A 15,588-nucleotide genomic window follows, 5' to 3' on the forward strand; every position below is an offset into this window, starting at 1 on the left:
GCCATCAGCGGACGATCATGTGGTTGGGGTGGCCGTGCTTCATGTGGTTCACGCACTGCGGGCAGTCCTCGCGCGGACCGAGCCCGGCGTGGGCCTGACGGCTGGCGTACGCGTGGAAGGAGCACTGCGTGCACTGCCCCCTGGGCGGGTTCTCCGCCTTGGCGCTCGCCATCAGCTGTCTCCCTGTGGGTGAAGGGCGCGGGCCGCCCAGATGAGGCGCTGCCCGGCGTTGTCGGTGATCAGGGCGGCGGCTTCGTACAGCGGGCACGAGGCGTCGCCGTCGCGGTCGGGTTCGACCTGCTCGGCACGGCGCGCGGCGACGGTGAGCATCTGCGCCAGGGCCGCCATGAAGCCGCCGGGCGGGTCGGTGTCCTCGATGAGCTCGCGCAGGATTGCGGCGAGCTCCTCCTGGTCGACGTCGTCGGCGCTGAGGTCGTCCTCGATCTGCTGGAGGGCCAGGGAGGCGATGCCGACCGCTGCGCGGACGCGTTCAATGCGGGTGCGGGTCACCGGCGGGCGCCGGGGCGGGTGGTGAGCCAGACGGTGACGGCGGCCGCGCCGACTCCAATCGCGCGGTGCAGTGCGGCGTCCAGCTCCATCCACGCACTGCCGGGCCCGGTGAGCTCGGAGGTAGCCTTGCCGTCGTCGTCGACACGGGCGGCCTTGCAGTGCTCGATGTAGCCCGTCTTCTTGGTCTTCTTCGCCAGCCACAGCAGAGCGGCGCCGCGGTCGATCGCGGCGTGTGTTCCGGCGTTGATGGCTGCGCCGGCGAGCAGCGCGGCCGGTGTGACGTGGTAGCCGAACGCGCGGGTGATCGCGATGGTCGCCCCGAGCTGTACGGCGGTGTACGAGGCGACGTGGCAAGCCACCGCGCGCCTGCCGAGGGCGCTGGTGGTCATGGTTGGGCGGGTGGAGTCCGGGTCAGCGGGGGAGCCGTCGGCGTGGACCAGGTCCTCGCCGTACAGTCGCTTCCTCGAGGCCGTCTTACTGCCCTGGACCCAGTGGTCGCAGGCAGGATGCAGCTCTCCGAAGGTCGCCAGCAGGGTGCCGAAGAGGGCCAGGCGCTCGGTGGTGATCGGCAGACGGGGCATGCTGGGGTTCTCCTGATCTCGAATCTCGGGCGAGGGGAGCGGGGCGGCCAGCCTCTTTGCCGATGCTGCGGTCGACCCCGTGTGCGCCTCCGCCCCGGCCTGTGTGGCTGGGGCGGAGGTCGTTCAGAACGGCGGTTCGTCCGGCCGGGCCGGGACGGGCAGGAGCCGGATGCGGAGCTCGTGCCGGTCGGACCAGCAGCCGCACGCCTCCATCTCCGGGTACGGTCCGCCGACCCACCAGCCGCCCGCGCCCCGGCAGTCGGGGCAGGAGCGGCGGGCGACGGGCGTGAGGTGGATGCGGTGCCGGTCGGCGTGCAGGTCCCAGTGGCCGGCCTTGAGGACGGCGGCGGCCGCGGCGAGCGTGACGGGCACGGCAGCCGCGACCACCAGCAGGGCGGTTCGGGCGCGCACGGTCAGGGCCGGCCGAAGGGCTGGACGGTGAAGCGGGTGCCCTGCCCGGAGCTGGTGGGCGCCGCGGTGAGGAAGCCGGGTTCGGCCTGCGTGAGGGACTCCAGCAGCTCCTTGATCCAGTGGGTGGAGCGCTGGAGGTCGACGCGCAGCGCGTTGAAGTCGGCGAGGTGCACCGGGCGCGGGCTGGTGCCGTAGCGGTGGCGCCACAGCCGGGAGCGGATCAGTTCGACGGCCTCGGAGTCCTCGGGCCGGGCGGGCACGCCGCGCGGCATCGCCCGGCAGGCCGTGGCGTGCGCGTTGGCGGCCTTGGCGGCCTCCGTCTCCGACATCGGGTTGTGGCCGGTTTTCTGGTCCGCGCGGAAGGTGCAGCCCAGGCACGCGGCGGCGTAGTACGCGGTGCCCCGCTCGGTGTCGGCGGTGTAGACGAGGACGATCGCGCCCTCCAGCGCCCGGTAGCGCTGGGAGACGAGCGTGCCCTCCGGCGTCCAGGTCTCCGGGACGGGGGCGGGAGCAGGGGCGGGTACGGGTGAGGTACGGGCGAACAGGGCCATGGTGACTCTCCTTCGAGGGGTGCGTTGATCAGGCGGCGAGCCGGTGGGTGACCGGTGCCGTGGACGTGAAGTACGTGTCGGGGCTGGGCTCGTAGCCCCTGGCGCAGGGGTCGCAGCAGCCCTGGGTGCGCAGCGGTACTGGCGCAGAGCACTTGTTCCGTTGCTGTCGTATTCCTGTGGCCACGGTCTCGGCCATGGTTCGCAAAACTGCCCTGTTGGAGAGCGAATTGGGGCTCTGCGACCTTGGGGCATAGGTTGACGGCATGGTGGAGGGGGCGAACTCCGCGGCGCAGACCATGCCGCAGGAGCAGCAGACAAGGGGGCGGCATGCCGCCCGGCGGAAGAAGGACAAGGGCGGGCTGGCTCGTTCGTCCTTGCTGATGGCTGTCGGCACGGTGGTGTCACGGGCGACGGGACTGATCCGCCAAGTGCTGCAGGCCGCAGCGCTGGGAACGGGCTTGCTGGCCAGTACGTACAACACGGCGAACACCGTGCCGACGAGCCTGTACACGCTGTTGATCGGTGGCGCGCTCAACGCTGTGCTCGTGCCGCAACTGGTACGGGCCAGGACGACGCAGCCTGATGGCGGACGTGCCTACGAGCAGCGTCTGGTCACGCTCGTGGTGTGCGTGCTGGGGGTGGGGACGGCGCTGGCGGTATGGGCGGCGCCGCAGATCGTGAGCCTGTACATGCGGGACACCCCGAGCAGTCATGAGGCGTTCGAGCTGACGGTGACGTTCGCGCGGTTTCTGTTGCCGCAGATCTTCTTCTATGGGCTGTTCAGCATTTACGGACAGGTGTTGAACGCCCGCGAGAAGTTCGGCGCGATGATGTGGACCCCGGTGCTGAACAATGTCGTGCTGGTCGGCATGTTCGCCGCCTACCTGGGGCTGATGGCGGTGCCCGACCGGGTGGAGGACATCACCTCCGACCAGGTGTGGTTGCTGGGGATCGGGACGACGGCGGGCATCGCCGTGCAGGCCCTGGCGCTGATTCCGTTCGCGCGGGCGGCGGGTTTCCGGTTCCGGCCGCGGTTCGACTGGCGGGGCACCGGTTTGGGCAAGAGCGTCCACGCGGCGAAGTGGACGCTGCTGTTCGTCCTGGCCAACCAGGTCGCCCTGACAGTGGTCACGAACTACGCCAATGCCGCCGACCAGGAGCTGCCGCAGGCCGGCGCGGGCTACTCGGCTTACACCTACGCGCAGACCATCTGGATGCTGCCGCAGTCGATCGTGACGGTGTCCTTGGTGACGGCGTTGCTGCCGCGTATGAGCCGGGCTGTCGCCGAGGGACGTATCCCGGATCTGCGCGCGGACCTGTCCCGGGTGCTGCGGATCAGCGGGGTGGTGATCGTGCCAGCCGCCTTCCTCTTCCTCGCTCTGGGGCCGCAGATCGCGTCGCTGCTGTTCGCCCACGGAGCGGCGGACGCCGACTCGGTCCGCCCGTTGGGGTACATGCTGCAGGCGTTCGGGCTTGGGCTCATCCCGTTCTCCGCCCAGTACCTGCTGTTGCGCGGCTTCTACGCGTTCGAGGACACCCGCACTCCGTTCTTCATGGCGGCTTGGATCGCGGTGGTGAACGTTGCCCTGGTCACCGCCTGTCACGTGCTGCTGCCTGCCCGGTGGGCGGTCGTCGGCATGGCCGGCGCCTACACCCTCTCCTACGTGGCCGGTCTCGCTCTCACCGCGTATCTGCTGCGCAAGCGGCTCGGGGGGCGTATCGACGACGGCGTTCTGCGCCGCACCTACGTAAAACTGTTCTGCGCCGCGGGTCCGGCTGCAGGGCTGGGCTGGGCTGCGGCGCGTGCGTGCGCGGGCCTGGGAAGTGGAACGTGGCCCACGGCCGTCGCACTGGCTGCCGGGGCGCTGGCGACAGCCGTGGGGTACCTCCTTCTCGCCCGGCTGATGAAGGTCAACGAGTTGCGTCGTCTGCCCGGGATGCGCTGAGTCCAGGCAGACGATGCAAGGAGGCGTGCTTCATGGGCGGTCCTGCGCGCGTCTGGCGATGTAGTCAGTCCAGTTGCGTTTGACGAAATTCGCCCAGTCTGTCGCGTTGTCGATGCTAGTCCCGGTGAGAACGGCAAGGATTGAGGCAGGAACGTCGGCTGCCAGCGCGAGACGGGCGGTGTTGCGGCCCGCAAGGCCGCCCAGTCCGAGCCGCCTGAGCTTCAGGTAGATGTACTGCGACTGGATGGGGCGGGCCGGGTTCAACCCGGCGAACAACCACGGAATTGTGCTGGCAGCACGGTTGGATTCCCAGGCGTCCTCGGCGTGATGGAGCTGCTGCCGGACCAGGTGAGCCAGCCGTGGAGGCAGTGTCAGGAAGCCTCCATCGAGTTTTAGTTGGACAGCCGAATCCTGCACGACGACGTCGTCGACGGTCAGTTCAAGAATGCGTGTGACCTGCAGTCCCATAAGCAGGACAAGGCTGCCGATAACACGGACGTCGAGGGGGAGCGTGGCGTCGTTGACGCAGCGCCTGAGCTGTTCGACGCGGTCGTCGTCCTCGATGAAGGTTGCGGGGTCTTCGGGGGACCGGGTCGGCACTTCGAGGCTTGAGGTGAGACCGCGCTCGTTGGTCCAAAGGACGAAAATTCTGACGTCCCTGCGGTTCGGAGAGCCGCTGACCAACCATTGTTCGAGGTTCGTCTGCTTGAGATCCGGCAGCGCGATGCCTTGTTCGTCGAGCCAGGTCAGCAGCTCCAATGCGCGTTTGATCTGCGAACGCCGGTGACCGTCCCTGACGGCCTGGCCGGCATGTCCGCGTGCCATGCGCCGGTGGCGGTGGATCAGGTGCCAGTGGGCGAAGGGGCTCACTATCTGACGGTGATGAGCGCGTACCTCCCGGAGAACGGCGTCTGCCCAGCGAGGCAGGCGCTCTACCGCTTCGTTTCGTTGTGGCAGCACCCCTGCGGTCGACAGCAGGTCTCTGGCATAGGAGGTGGTCGGAGTGTCGGGCAGTTCGTCGAGGTCGTGATGCCGGAGCTCGGCACCAGTTCGCGCGAGGTGGGTCAGGAGTTCGGGGACACCCTGGTGGTTGAGCCAGTGAAGGATCCGTATGGGGCGGTCGGCGCCGTGGAGGGTCGTGTGAACAGCTCGGACCTGGGGGGCGGTCCCCTTCGGGGACGTGCTGAGGAGTTCGTTCAACCGCTGGTCGAGGACGCAACGGGTGCAGTAGCCCCGTCGGGAGAACAGGCCGCTGGTGCCGCATCCCCGGCAGCTGTAGGTGAGTTCGGTGCCAGCGCACGGCCCGCAGATCGTCGCTCCGTCAGGACTACGGCCGATGAGCGGCCGTACGGCGGCGCAACTGGAGCAAGCACTCGGCGTGCGGCGTACCCGGGTGTAACAGGTGTTGCAGACGGGGCCCAGTGGCCACTGCGCCTGGACCGGGAGGACCCGCTTGCATAGAGCGCAGGGGTGCGGTTGCCTCGGAAGACACGGTCCGCAGATCGGAGCGTCCGTAGACGACCTCAGACACGGCCGCGTGCGGCCGCACTGCGAGCAGGTAGCGGTCGGAAGCCGGTAACAGCTCGCGCAGACGTCGGGAATCTTTCCCCGGCCACGTTTGATGATCTTGCGTTGCTGGCCGCAGATGCCGCACATGCGCGTGGGCGGCCGGTAGCAGCGCCGGCAGACCGGGCCGTCGGGGGTGAGGGCCTGGGCGGGTCTGTCCTCGCCGCATGAGTGGCAACGGTGGAGCGGCCGGGGCGCACATCCCTGGCAGAGGACCGTCCCGTCGGTGAGCCGGGCGGTCGGTCGTCTGTGCCTGCCACAGCGGCCGCACTCCGCGTGCTGGGATTTGCCGTAGCAGCTTCCGCACAATTGAGAGTCCCCACGTCGGAGTGCAAGCCGCATGTGCCGCCCGCACTGCGAGCACTCGGCGCGGCGTACCTTCGCTCGGGCATAGCAGCCGCTGCAGACGTTGCCCTCTTCAAGTTTGTGGTCCAGGGGACGTGAGGCCCGGCCGCACAAGCTGCAGGTGGGTGCAACGACGCCTTGGATGCCGTGGCTGATCAGTGTGTCGGCAAGTCGCACCAGGACACCGGGCATCCGGCCTCCGGGCGCCGCGAGGGCCGTGGGGTGCTGACGGAGATGCTCGTCGAGGAGGAGAGCGGCACTGCCGCGTACCACTGCGTCCTCAAGTATTTGGTGGAGCGAGTCGTCGGCCAGTTCGGGGGCTGCTGTCAGGATGTGCTGTCGGATGCGGCTCAGGGCGGCGGCCGTTTTGGTCGGCGGTTTCACGTCTGACCGGGCCGCCGGACGGTCGTTCTGCGCGGACGGGGCTGCGAGGGGCTGGTCTCACCTGCTGTTTTGCGGACCTCAGCGTTGATCGCCTTGACCTCGATCAAGTCGTTGGGCTGGCATTCCAGGATGTCGCAGAGAGCTGCGAGGGTGTCGGTGGAGAGCCGCTGAGGCGTCCCAGTGACCAGGCGGAAGACCTGCTCACGCGAGAGGTGAATACCGCGCTCGGCGAGAAGGGGCTGCAGGGCTGTGGTCTGGAACATGCCCTTCTCGGCCATGCGGAGGCGCAGGTGCCAGGTGATGCCCATCTTGCGGATCATGCGGGTTCCTCCCACAGGTCGCTGTGGCGTTCCTTGAGCGAACGCTCCAGGAGCCGGTTGCGGTAGTCGTCCGACACGCCGGTGTAGATAGCCGTGGTGCTGGCGTAGGCGTGACCTACCTGATCCTGGACGAACCTTTCGGGATAGCCGAACTCGATCAGGTGCGTGACGTAGCTGTGCCGCAGCGAGTGAAGGTCGAGTTCTTTCGGGAGGTCGGCGTCCTGTCGGGCGTTATTGAAGGCGTCGTTAAGACGTCTGAGAGACATGCGTCCCCGCCGTTCGGTGACCCACAGGGCGGGGTGGCGGCCCGGTGAGAACGCTGGTCGTACTTCCTGCCAGTACTGCTCGAGGACATCGACGCACCAGTCCATCTCGGGCACGGTCAGCACCAGGCGCCGCTTGGGCGGGCCTCCCTTGGACGCCTTGCCGTAGCGCACGAACACTCCGCCGAAACGGCCGTAGGACGGCACCTTGGCGTTCCGGCGCATGTCGGCAAGGTCGAGGCCGCAGGTCTCCTGTCGGCGCAGCCCGTACGCGTAGACGGTCTTCAGGACCATCGCGTCGCGAAGGGCTGCGAGGGAACCCTTGCGGCCGCGCTTACGGATCTTGTCGATTCTGTCGTCGGCAGCGTCGAAGAGCTGCTGCACTTCGTCGTACGTCAGCGGCCGTCGCCCCGGGCCTCCCTCGTACTCGCTGGTATGGGTGATCGTGTTCCACTCGTGCAGAATCTGGATGGGCCGCTGACCGAAGCGGTCGTAGCAGACCTTCGGCCAGTCATAGCGCTCGTCGGTGACGTAGTCGCAGAACATCCGCAGGGCGTTCTGGTAGTTGCGCGCCGTCGACACCGCGAACGTCGGCCGTCGGGCTCGAAGGTGGTCTAGGAAGGCCTCGACCTCAACCGCCTGCCATTGCCAGGGGTACTGGTTGGAGAACTCCGCGAAGCGCTTCAGCAGCGAAAGGCGGGGCTTGATCGTCGCTTCGAAGTTGAGGAACCGCGAGCGTTGTTGCCTTGCCCAACCCTCCAACATCGCGTCGAACACTGCGGGCTCGGGATCGAGGTGGACAACCCCCTGAGCCAGAACCAGGTGGGCACTACCCGGCAATCCCGTCGCATCACTCATGTTGCTTATGATGCAACATCGATGTGTCTGATTGCTAGCCTGATCAAGTCCGCTCTTCTACCTAAGGGCCGCCGCGTAGAGTGCAGTTCGAGCTGGCAGCAGGCCCTTCATCGCCGATGTCGTATGTTGCATCCGATGCAATATGGCCCGTTTGAGGCAGAAGTAGTAGCGGCGCCGGCACTGCGGGCATGTGGACCTCGCGGCCATGGCCCGGTCCAGCGCCTCTTCCTGCGCCAGCGTCGGCACCCGCTTGGGTCGGGCGAACTCCAGGCTGTAGAGCCAGGCTCGGGTGGGATGGATGCACGCTTGGTCGGGCCGGTAGGCGCAGTATTTGCAGCGCAGCACCGCCACCGGGCCGTGCCCGCCGGGGCTCAGCCCGCGCTCGCGTAACTGTCTGCGTGTGACCAGGCCCTCGGGACAAGCGCGCCGGTCGAACTCCTCCAGCATCGCGTCGCTGCGCGGCACCTTCTTGATCTCGCGGTGACGCTTCTTCCGGGGGCGGGGCATCACCTGCGCCAGGCGCCGGGGAGCCGGGCGGGGCGCTGCGGGTAGTGGGGGCCGGGGCGCTGCGGGTAGTGGGGGCCGGGGCGCTGCGGGCGGGGCCGGCCGATCCGGCGGCGCTGGCGGGGGATGAGCACGAGTGATCTCCTCCAGTCGTCGGTGGGCAGCGCTGCGCCCCGTCGACGTGGTGCTGATGTCGACGGGGCGCGGCGGGTGGTGCGTTCGGCCGGGCGGCCTGACCGGTTCTCGCCGGCCCCGTGGTGCGGGGGCGGGCGGGAACCAGGCAGGGCGTCGGGTCAGCGGGCGGTGCGGAAGCGGCGGGTGGCCCACGACCGCAGCCGGTCGAAGAGGGTCGGGTGGGTGTGCCGCCAGGCGGTGGGCCACACGCCGTGTTCGGTCGGGAAAGAGCGGGACACGCCGCACGTGCATGTCCAGGCGTACGGCTCGGGGCGGGTGTCGTCGCGGGTCGCGGTGGCCTCGGCGGGGAGGCCGTCGTGGCTCCCGTGGTAGGTGCCGACCCAGAACAAGGTCGTCTGCGGCTTCATGGGATTCCGTTCGTGTCCGGGGCGCCGCGCCCTGGTCGGTCGCGGCGCTCGCGGCTGGTGGGTGGAAGTGGCGTTGCGGTCAGCGCTGCAGCGGGTGGATGTTGTTGTCGAAGTCGTCGCCCGCCGGGGCCGGGGCGGGGAGCGTGGCGTGCAGGTGGAGCTCGGGGTTGAACTGGGGCATGAACTGCGGCGGGTGGTTGTGGACGATGGGCCGCAGGGTCAGGCCGCGCAGGGCGAAGATGCTGGCCAGGGCCCACATGAGGGCGGCGAGCCCGGTGGCGGCGGCGCGGCCTCCGGCCGGGGTGGCGGACCAGATCATGGCGAGGCTGCCGAGGCCGAACAGCAGCCAGGCGATGCGGGCGCCGGCGTTGCCGAAGAATCCGCCGACCAGCCCGAGCAGCCCGGTCAGTTGCCAGAACGCGTACAGGGCGGCGGGGGCGACGGCGAGGTGCGCGGCCTGGCCGGCGAGGAACACGCGGACGGGGTGGTCGACCGTGCCCCACAGGCCGCTGCCGTCGCTGGTGCTGGTGGCCGGGACGTTGGACAGGCCCTTGAGCGTGGCGGAGGCGATGTCGCCGGCGGCGTCCAGCATCAGCACGATGAGGCTGATTCCGCCGAACAGCCCGGCCGTTTTGATCCAGCTAGCGACCTCGTGCCAGCTGGCGTGCCGTGCCTGGCCGACATCCTCCCACCGCTGGTGGAGGAAGCTCCCCTCCTCCCAGGACTCCCGCCACGCGGTGCGCAGCCGCGCCAGGCGCTGCCTGCTCTTCTTGGCCAGCGGCAGTTCGAACTGGTCGAGGATGCTGTTCGGGCGGTGCTGGCCGTTCATCTGCCTGTCGTTGTGGGACATGGTGCAGTCGCTCCTTCGGCGGGGAAGTCGGTAGTGCGCGTGGTGGGTGTCCAGCCGGGTGGCCTGCCCCTGCGCCCGGCCCCCGGGCAGGCCGGGTTCGGGCGCGAGGCAGGGGACCCGGAGCGGTTACAGGCCGCGGGCGTCGGCGAGGCTGGCGGCCTGGTCGACCATGCGGAGTGGGACGCAGGCCGATCGGTGGGCGTCGTTGAAGGACGGCACGGAGTCGACGTCGCCGAACTCGCGGCGGAGCGCGTCCAGGAGCACGGAGGCGGCGCTGGCTTCCAGGCCGCTGTCGCCGCGGGCCTCGGCTCGGATGGCTCCGAGCATGCAGCGGGCGCCGTCCTCGTCGACCAGGGAGCCGGAGCACCAGCCGCCGGTGAGCAGCCGGTGGTGGGCGCGCTGCAGAAGGGCGGCGACCGGGGTCGGGTAGGAGGCCGGCGGCGGTGGGAGCGTCGGGGTCAGCGGGACGGTGACGACGTCGGCGAGGTCCACGGGCTCGGTGGGGATGTGCGCGGTGTTGACCTCGTAGGCGACGGCCGCTTCGTCCAGGCGCGCGGTCATCGCTGCGGTCACCAGAGCGAGGCGCTCCTCGAGGCTCAGTTCCGCCGGCGGCGCGGCCCCGGTGATGGGGGCGGGGTGGTCTACGGCGGGGGAGAGCGAGGCATGGGGCATCGGGACTCCAGGCAGGGGGCGCCGAAGGGCGCCGCCGGGACTGGTCCGCGGCGGCGCCCTTCGGCGTTGTGTGGCGGGGAAAGTGGGCGTTTGGGTGTCGGCGCGCCCGTGTTCCGGGCATCCTCGGATCATCAGGCGTGGGGGAGGGGATGGAGTGGAGTTCGTCTTCCAGTGCGGATGGTGCGACGGGGACAACTACTTCGTGGGCAAGCAGGTCGGCTTCTGGGTCGACAGGTGGGAGATCCCGTCGGAGTGGCACTGCCGTTTCTGCGACGGGCTGAACTACACCCCGGACCCGCCGTGGACGGAGGCGTAGTCAGAGGCTGGAGATCAGTCCGGCGAGCGAGACCAGGCCGCTGTTGATGGTCGGGGCCAGGCCGGTCGCGGCGAGGGTGAAGCCGAACAGCGCGCAGGCCAGCGCGGAGCCGACGCGGACGTAGCCGCCCTTGACCAGGACGACGACGATGATGCCCAGCAGCACGGCGGCGGAGATGGACAGGGCCACGGTGGTGCTCCTTCACAAAGGGGTCGGGTGGGGCCGGCCGTGCTCGGACGGTCCGGCCCCGGGGGATGGGGTGTGATCAGGCGTCGGTGAGGCTCTTGATGGCCTCCAGCGCCTGGCGGGGAGAGGCGACCTGCTCGGAGCGGTGGGTGCTGCTCTTTGAGCCGCGCCCGCCTCCGCCCTTGCCGCCGCCTCCGCCGCCGCGCCGGCGGGAGCGGCCCTCGCCCTCGTCGTCCTCGTCGGGCTCGGGCCAGAACTCGCCGGGCCGTACGGGCCCGTTCCAGTCGAACCACAGGCCGCGCTTGTCCAGCTCGCTGATCTCGTAGTCGGTGAGCCGGTTGACCTCGTCGGGGAACAGTTCGGCAAGGTCGGTGTCGAAGTCGGCGTACAGCGACCGCATGAGCACGGCGCGGCCGTTGTCGAGGACGATGACGGCGACGCCGCCGGTGGAGACGCCGTTCTCCGGGTCGGCCTCGCCGCGCATGGCCCGCTCGATCGCGGAGCCTTCGCTGCGGGAGTAGCGGGCCGGGATGGTCGGCACGTCGTAGGCGTTCTCCATGGTGCCCTCCGCCGCTTTGCGGGTGGCGCCGGGCGAGCCCATGTTGAAGATGACGGGGCGGCTGTTCTGCCGCAGGTTGTCCTTCATCTCCGTGGAGAACCCGTTGTGCGCGAACGGCGACTGCCCGGCGGGGTTGAAGCCGATGCCGTACTTCAGGCCGGTGACCGTGAGGTCCTCGCCGTCCTTCTGGATGAACTCGCCGAAGTCCGCGTCCTGCGCCGCGGTCATGAACTCATCGCCGTAGACGTTCAGCTGCCGGTAGGGGCAGCGCGGGTCGCCCGGCTTGTAGTCGTGCGGCTGGCCGTCGTGCGGCCAGGGCATCTCCGCCCTGATCTCGCACAGCGCCTTCCCCGCCCGCAGCGAGCGCGCCATCCACAGGGCGTTCGAGCCCTGCCGGTCGATGTACCGGCCGAGCACGCTGGTCTTCTCGTCCTTGCGGACGGTGCCCAGCCACACGACATGCCCGTCCAGGGACTGGGCGGCCATGTGGATGGCGAAGAACTGCGTCTTGCCGGACCGGCTGACCCCGAGGGTGAGGCCGTGGGCCGGGGCGTTCTTGTCGTGCTGGTACACCATCGTCTTCACCGGCTGGCCGGTGATGGTGAACCCGCACACGTACATGCCTTTGGCGTCCGGGGTGAGCAGCTCGCGGGTGGCGGGGAAGACCGCGCTGAGCGGCGGCTCGTCGAACGCGCTGATCAGGAACTCCGCGCCGTCGATGAGGACGAACACGCAGGAGTCGTCCTCCGGCAAGCCCAACGCGCGGCAGACCTTGGGCAGGTCGATGCGCGGGGTCTCGGTGATGTCGGCCATCTTGGCCCGGTAGAAGGTCACGCCACGTGCGTCGTCACGGGTCTTGTGGACCAGCTCGGAGCCAGGGGCGCCGCCCTTCGGGCTGCCGATCCGGTCCGTCCAGCGCTCCTGGTCAGTGGGGGCCTTGCGGCGGCGCTGGTTGGCGTCGGGGGTGATGCGGGCCTCCATCCAGCCGGGGCCGCCCTGGCGACCGGGCTGGATGGCGACCTCCGCCAGGACGACGTCGCTGGAGTGCACGGCGAACGGCGCGGCGACCGCGGCCTCGGACAGGCCGGTGATGGGCCGTCCGGTCTCCGAGGCGCGCAGCAGGATCGTCATGTCGTGCTGCATGCCGGGGTGCCGGGTGGCCTTGACGATGTGCGTGCGGCCGGGCATTCCGGCCCGCTCCCACAGCATCCGGGCGTCGCGGGTGAGCAGGTCGGCTCCGTCGTCCGGGACGATCGGGGACGGCTCGGGCGCTTCGGCCGGCGCCAGCTGCGGGGCCGGGGCCGCGACGGCGGGACGGTGACGGCGGCGGGTGTGCCGGGAGAACGGCATCACCAGGCAGCCGGCCGCCGCCCACCCGGCGGCGAGCAGCCCGTCCAGCCAGTACGGGCCGAAGCCGGCGGTGTGCCCGGCGGCGACGTCGACGGCGGCGGCCAGGACCAGCGGGGACCAGCGCAGGATCTTGCGCCCGGCGCCGGGCTCATCGCTCTTGCCCGCGAGGATCCAGCCGCCGATCCCGGCGGCGCCGGCCAGCTGCACGACGGTGTTGACGGGGCTGTCGGGACAGACGTTGGGGGCCACGGCCAGCACGGGCGCGGCGAGGGTGTAGGCGAGGCGTTCGAGCGCGACACTGCGCGGCACCGGCTACTCCTTCGGCAACGGGCACGGGCGGCCCCGCAGTTCGCGGGGCCGCCCGTGGTGAGGGTGGGTGGGGGAGGGGGTCAGCGGTTGAAAAAGCCCGGCCGGGGCGTCTTCTCGGGCCGGTTCGAGCGGATCTCGTCCAGCTCGTTGTAGAGCTGGGAGTGGGTGCGGCGGGTCTGGTGGGTGAGGTCGGCGGTGTCCTGGGCGATGTCGGACAGCGAGCCGACCTCCCGGGCGGCGCCGACCAGGGCAAGGGCCACGTTGACCGTCAGCCGGACGAATTTCGGGTCCAGGTCGGCGTTCTCGATAGCGGTGACGACATCCTCGGTATGGGCGGCGTTGCCCTTCATGTCGCGGTGCAGTCCCTCCAGCTCGAGGGTGGCGTCGTCCATGGCCGCGGAGAGTTTCTTCAGCTTGGCCTGGACGGCCTTGTACCGGTTGTCGTCGTCGGCCACGACGGGCGCCGCGCTGGTGTTTCGGGGTGCGAGGTCACTGCTCATCAACGGTCTCCTGAGGTTCAGTCGTGGTGGGCGGCGGCCGATACCTTGGCGAGGCCGGCGTCTTCCTTGGCTGCCATGTCCTCGCCGTAGACCCGGGCCACCATCGCGGCGGCGAGCCTGGCAGCTTCCTTGGCGAGGCCGCACTGCTCGGCACAGCGCTGGGCCTGGGTCTTCATCGCGGCCGCGGAGTCGGCCAGGTCCGCGATCAGGTCGGTGACAGCGGTGGAGATGTTGTGGTCGACGGCCAGGTCGGCAGCCATCTCCCGCAGGGCGTCGGCGACCATGGCGAGGGCCTCCATCAGGGCTTCGGCGCGCTCCTCATCGGAGGCGGCCTTGATGGCGATGTTCGCCATCTCCATCAGGTACTCGTCGAACGTGATGTCCGTGGCGTGCTGGTCGAAGCGGCTGCGCCCGGACGGCCTGCTGACTTGCGAACTGCTCACGTTGCTCCCTTCCGTGCTGGTGGGCCGGCTGGTGCCGGGCCGCTGGGTGTGTTTCTCCGGCGCGCGCGGCAGGCTCTTGGCCTGTGCGCCTGCTTTCGCGGGGCCGTCGGGGGTGTCGGGGACGATGACCGCGTCCTCGATGCCGTCCTCGCTGTCCGCGGAGCTTGCGGACGGTTCGGTCTCGTGTCCGGGCCACTCCGTCGTGACGGTGTGAGGCTCCGCCCCGAACGGGCTGTCCTTCCGCCGCTTGCGCCCCTTGCGCCGCTTTTCCCGCTTCCCTCGTTTGCTGTGACGGCGGCCGCGGCGGTCCTTGGCCGCGGTACGGCGGCGCCGGAACCGGCGCTTCTTCTTTTTCTTCTTCTTGCCGTCCGCCTTCTCGTCACCGGCATGGGCGTCCTGGCCCTCGTCGGACGCCTTGCCGCCCTTCGCGGCGCCGGAGGCGTCCCCGGAGTTGTCCCCGGCGGACTTCTCCCTCTTGTCCACCGTGCCCTTGCCCTTGACGTCCTCGGCGCCCTTGGCGTCCTTGTCCTTGGACAGGTTCGCCTTCTCCGTGCCGGCCTTCGCGTCCCGGGCGGCCTTCTCGTCAGCGCGGCGCTTGTCCCAGCGGTGCTGGGCCTCCTCACCGACGGCCTTGCCGAAGGTCGTGCGGTCCGGCTCGGAGGACGCGGCGGCTTCCCGCTTCGCCTTCCGTGCCTCGCCGCGCTCCGCCCTCTTGGCCCGGCGGTCCTCCCATGCCTGCTGGCGCTGAGCACGGGCCTGGTCGCGGTCCTTGGTCCGGTCGGCGACAGCGCCGGCGTGACCGGCGGTGCGCCGTTCCTGCCGTCCGGCCTGGCGGGTGCCGGCGCGCTCCTGGCGGCCGCGGGCCCGCTCGGCACGGGCGTTGGAGGGCGGGCCGTGCTGGCCCCGGCCGCCGTCGCCCTTCGAGCCGCCGCTGCCGCTCCGGTGAGAGCTGCCAGAGCCCGCCTGAGAGCCTTTCGGGCCCCCGGCGGTCCCGCCGCGCCCCGAACCGGCCGTACGGCCGCCAGGGGAGCGGTCAGAGCCCTTCGTGCCGCCCTTGCCGCCACCGCTGCCCCCGGACGGCCCGGAGCCGGAACGCCCGGCGGGGCCGCCGGAGTTGGAGCCGCGCGAGGAACTGGGCCGGTTTGCTGACGAGCCGGAGTTGCTGCGGGACGGCCCCGTGCCGCCTCCGCCGCCGCGCGAGCCGCCTCCGCCGCCGGACTTCGAGCGGCCCTTGTCCGCGCCCAGCCCCGAGCCGGAGCCAGAGCCGGAGGACTTCATGCGGTCGGCGTCGGCCTTTCCGCGCGCCGATGCCTTGTCGCCCTTCGCTTTCATCATCGCGGCGTGGAGCTTTCCGTTCTGCTCCATCATCGCGACTTCCTGAGCGGTGCGACCCTCCAGCAGCGCGGCTTTCCGCGCTATTTCAGCCTCACGGAAAGGCGTTTCACCCTCGTGAAGCGCCCGCGCCCTTTCGAGCCGGAATTCCAGCCAGTCACCGAGACGATCAGCGAGGGAACGAGGCTGTTCGTATTCACCTTCCTCGTATTCGCCTTCATCTTCACCGGTTTCCGGTGCCGTAATCCCTTCCGAACGCAGCGCGGTCGCCGGGTCCGGAGCCGCCGGAA

General features: G+C 70.1%; 20 protein-coding genes. 3 read left to right on the forward strand and 17 right to left on the reverse strand.

Features of this window, described 5'->3' with window-relative positions:
• Positions 1-4: 4 nt before the first annotated feature.
• From AB0G32_RS14255 to AB0G32_RS14275, 5 genes are all read right to left on the reverse strand, one after another.
• A complete protein-coding gene (locus AB0G32_RS14255; RefSeq protein ID WP_361162465.1) occupies positions 5-172 on the reverse strand; it encodes a pRL2-8 in 168 nt (55 codons plus the stop codon).
• Positions 172-510, reverse strand: coding sequence for a hypothetical protein (locus AB0G32_RS14260; RefSeq protein ID WP_361162466.1), 339 nt, complete (start codon positions 508-510; stop codon positions 172-174). The genes AB0G32_RS14255 and AB0G32_RS14260 overlap by 1 nt, the downstream gene beginning before the upstream one ends.
• Positions 507-1,091, reverse strand: coding sequence for a hypothetical protein (locus AB0G32_RS14265; protein ID WP_361162467.1), 585 nt, complete (start codon positions 1,089-1,091; stop codon positions 507-509). The genes AB0G32_RS14260 and AB0G32_RS14265 overlap by 4 nt, the downstream gene beginning before the upstream one ends.
• 123 nt (positions 1,092-1,214) lie before the next feature.
• The gene (locus AB0G32_RS14270; RefSeq protein WP_361162468.1) at positions 1,215-1,502 is read right to left on the reverse strand and encodes a hypothetical protein; all 288 of its coding nucleotides are present in this window, start codon (positions 1,500-1,502) and stop codon (positions 1,215-1,217) included.
• Between the two features lie 2 nt (positions 1,503-1,504).
• Positions 1,505-2,053 carry a hypothetical protein gene (locus AB0G32_RS14275; RefSeq protein WP_361162469.1) on the reverse strand — a complete coding sequence of 183 codons (549 nt, stop codon included), beginning with the start codon at positions 2,051-2,053 and terminating at the stop codon, positions 1,505-1,507.
• A 263-nt stretch (positions 2,054-2,316) separates the two neighbouring features.
• Between AB0G32_RS14275 and murJ the strand changes: the two genes are divergently transcribed.
• Entirely contained in the window at positions 2,317-3,999 is a 1,683-nt protein-coding gene (gene murJ, locus AB0G32_RS14280; protein WP_361162470.1) for a murein biosynthesis integral membrane protein MurJ, read from the forward strand.
• Between the two features lie 30 nt (positions 4,000-4,029).
• Here the strand turns inward: murJ and AB0G32_RS14285 are convergent, their stop codons facing one another.
• Entirely contained in the window at positions 4,030-4,869 is an 840-nt protein-coding gene (locus AB0G32_RS14285) for a hypothetical protein (protein WP_361162471.1), read from the reverse strand.
• Between the two features lie 1,179 nt (positions 4,870-6,048).
• Here AB0G32_RS14285 and AB0G32_RS14290 point away from each other — a divergent pair.
• A complete protein-coding gene (locus tag AB0G32_RS14290) occupies positions 6,049-6,300 on the forward strand; it encodes a hypothetical protein (protein ID WP_361162472.1) in 252 nt (83 codons plus the stop codon).
• Here AB0G32_RS14290 and AB0G32_RS14295 read toward each other — a convergent pair.
• The 7 genes from AB0G32_RS14295 to AB0G32_RS14325 form a co-directional block, all read right to left on the reverse strand.
• Positions 6,291-6,614, reverse strand: coding sequence for a helix-turn-helix transcriptional regulator (locus AB0G32_RS14295; RefSeq protein WP_361162473.1), 324 nt, complete (start codon positions 6,612-6,614; stop codon positions 6,291-6,293). The two genes, AB0G32_RS14290 and AB0G32_RS14295, sit on opposite strands and share 10 nt — an antisense overlap.
• On the reverse strand, positions 6,611-7,735 hold the full coding sequence (locus tag AB0G32_RS14300; protein WP_361162474.1) for a tyrosine-type recombinase/integrase: 1,125 nt from the start codon (positions 7,733-7,735) through the stop codon (positions 6,611-6,613). The genes AB0G32_RS14295 and AB0G32_RS14300 overlap by 4 nt, the downstream gene beginning before the upstream one ends.
• 57 nt (positions 7,736-7,792) lie before the next feature.
• Positions 7,793-8,242, reverse strand: a complete 450-nt coding sequence (locus tag AB0G32_RS14305; RefSeq protein ID WP_361162475.1) for an RRQRL motif-containing zinc-binding protein — start codon at positions 8,240-8,242, stop codon at positions 7,793-7,795.
• On the reverse strand, positions 8,242-8,373 hold the full coding sequence (locus AB0G32_RS14310; protein ID WP_361162476.1) for a hypothetical protein: 132 nt from the start codon (positions 8,371-8,373) through the stop codon (positions 8,242-8,244). The genes AB0G32_RS14305 and AB0G32_RS14310 overlap by 1 nt, the downstream gene beginning before the upstream one ends.
• A 159-nt stretch (positions 8,374-8,532) precedes the next feature.
• On the reverse strand, positions 8,533-8,781 hold the full coding sequence (locus tag AB0G32_RS14315) for a hypothetical protein (protein ID WP_361162477.1): 249 nt from the start codon (positions 8,779-8,781) through the stop codon (positions 8,533-8,535).
• Positions 8,782-8,860: 79 nt separating this feature from the next.
• Positions 8,861-9,631, reverse strand: a complete 771-nt coding sequence (locus AB0G32_RS14320) for a hypothetical protein (RefSeq protein ID WP_361162478.1) — start codon at positions 9,629-9,631, stop codon at positions 8,861-8,863.
• A 126-nt stretch (positions 9,632-9,757) separates the two neighbouring features.
• Complete coding sequence (locus AB0G32_RS14325) at positions 9,758-10,303, reverse strand: hypothetical protein (RefSeq protein ID WP_361162479.1); 546 nt, start codon at positions 10,301-10,303, stop codon at positions 9,758-9,760.
• Between the two features lie 154 nt (positions 10,304-10,457).
• Here AB0G32_RS14325 and AB0G32_RS14330 point away from each other — a divergent pair, with 154 nt between their 5' ends.
• On the forward strand, positions 10,458-10,619 hold the full coding sequence (locus AB0G32_RS14330) for a hypothetical protein (protein WP_361162480.1): 162 nt from the start codon (positions 10,458-10,460) through the stop codon (positions 10,617-10,619).
• Here the strand turns inward: AB0G32_RS14330 and AB0G32_RS14335 are convergent, their stop codons facing one another.
• The 4 genes from AB0G32_RS14335 to AB0G32_RS14350 all read right to left on the reverse strand — a co-directional run bounded on the left by AB0G32_RS14335 (position 10,620) and on the right by AB0G32_RS14350 (position 15,334).
• A complete protein-coding gene (locus tag AB0G32_RS14335; protein ID WP_361162481.1) occupies positions 10,620-10,808 on the reverse strand; it encodes a hypothetical protein in 189 nt (62 codons plus the stop codon).
• A gap of 76 nt (positions 10,809-10,884) precedes the next feature.
• Entirely contained in the window at positions 10,885-13,023 is a 2,139-nt protein-coding gene (locus AB0G32_RS14340) for a chromosome segregation protein ParM (RefSeq protein WP_361162482.1), read from the reverse strand.
• An 80-nt stretch (positions 13,024-13,103) separates the two neighbouring features.
• Positions 13,104-13,523, reverse strand: a complete 420-nt coding sequence (locus AB0G32_RS14345; protein ID WP_361162483.1) for a conjugal transfer protein TraB — start codon at positions 13,521-13,523, stop codon at positions 13,104-13,106.
• Positions 13,524-13,540: 17 nt separating this feature from the next.
• Positions 13,541-15,334, reverse strand: a complete 1,794-nt coding sequence (locus tag AB0G32_RS14350) for an ATP/GTP-binding protein (protein WP_361162484.1) — start codon at positions 15,332-15,334, stop codon at positions 13,541-13,543.
• Positions 15,335-15,588: the final 254 nt, after the last annotated feature.

The sequence above is a fragment of the Streptomyces sp. NPDC023723 genome, assembly GCF_040639815.1.
Classification (GTDB): Bacteria; Actinomycetota; Actinomycetes; order Streptomycetales; family Streptomycetaceae; genus Streptomyces.

What these genes read in the sequence shown, in the direction of transcription:
- AB0G32_RS14255 (WP_361162465.1), bottom strand. Translation starts at nt 172, where the DNA reads ATGGCGAGCGCCAAGGCGGAGAACCCGCCCAGGGGGCAGTGCACGCAG.
- AB0G32_RS14320 (WP_361162478.1), bottom strand. Translation starts at nt 9,631, where the DNA reads ATGTCCCACAACGACAGGCAGATGAACGGCCAGCACCGCCCGAACAGC.
- AB0G32_RS14295 (WP_361162473.1), bottom strand. Translation starts at nt 6,614, where the DNA reads ATGATCCGCAAGATGGGCATCACCTGGCACCTGCGCCTCCGCATGGCC.
- AB0G32_RS14305 (WP_361162475.1), bottom strand. Translation starts at nt 8,242, where the DNA reads ATGCCCCGCCCCCGGAAGAAGCGTCACCGCGAGATCAAGAAGGTGCCG.
- AB0G32_RS14325 (WP_361162479.1), bottom strand. Translation starts at nt 10,303, where the DNA reads ATGCCCCATGCCTCGCTCTCCCCCGCCGTAGACCACCCCGCCCCCATC.
- AB0G32_RS14350 (WP_361162484.1), bottom strand. Translation starts at nt 15,334, where the DNA reads ATGATGGAGCAGAACGGAAAGCTCCACGCCGCGATGATGAAAGCGAAG.
- AB0G32_RS14265 (WP_361162467.1), bottom strand. Translation starts at nt 1,091, where the DNA reads ATGCCCCGTCTGCCGATCACCACCGAGCGCCTGGCCCTCTTCGGCACC.
- murJ (WP_361162470.1), top strand. Translation starts at nt 2,317, where the DNA reads ATGGTGGAGGGGGCGAACTCCGCGGCGCAGACCATGCCGCAGGAGCAG.
- AB0G32_RS14300 (WP_361162474.1), bottom strand. Translation starts at nt 7,735, where the DNA reads ATGAGTGATGCGACGGGATTGCCGGGTAGTGCCCACCTGGTTCTGGCT.
- AB0G32_RS14315 (WP_361162477.1), bottom strand. Translation starts at nt 8,781, where the DNA reads ATGAAGCCGCAGACGACCTTGTTCTGGGTCGGCACCTACCACGGGAGC.
- AB0G32_RS14345 (WP_361162483.1), bottom strand. Translation starts at nt 13,523, where the DNA reads ATGAGCAGTGACCTCGCACCCCGAAACACCAGCGCGGCGCCCGTCGTG.
- AB0G32_RS14275 (WP_361162469.1), bottom strand. Translation starts at nt 2,053, where the DNA reads ATGGCCCTGTTCGCCCGTACCTCACCCGTACCCGCCCCTGCTCCCGCC.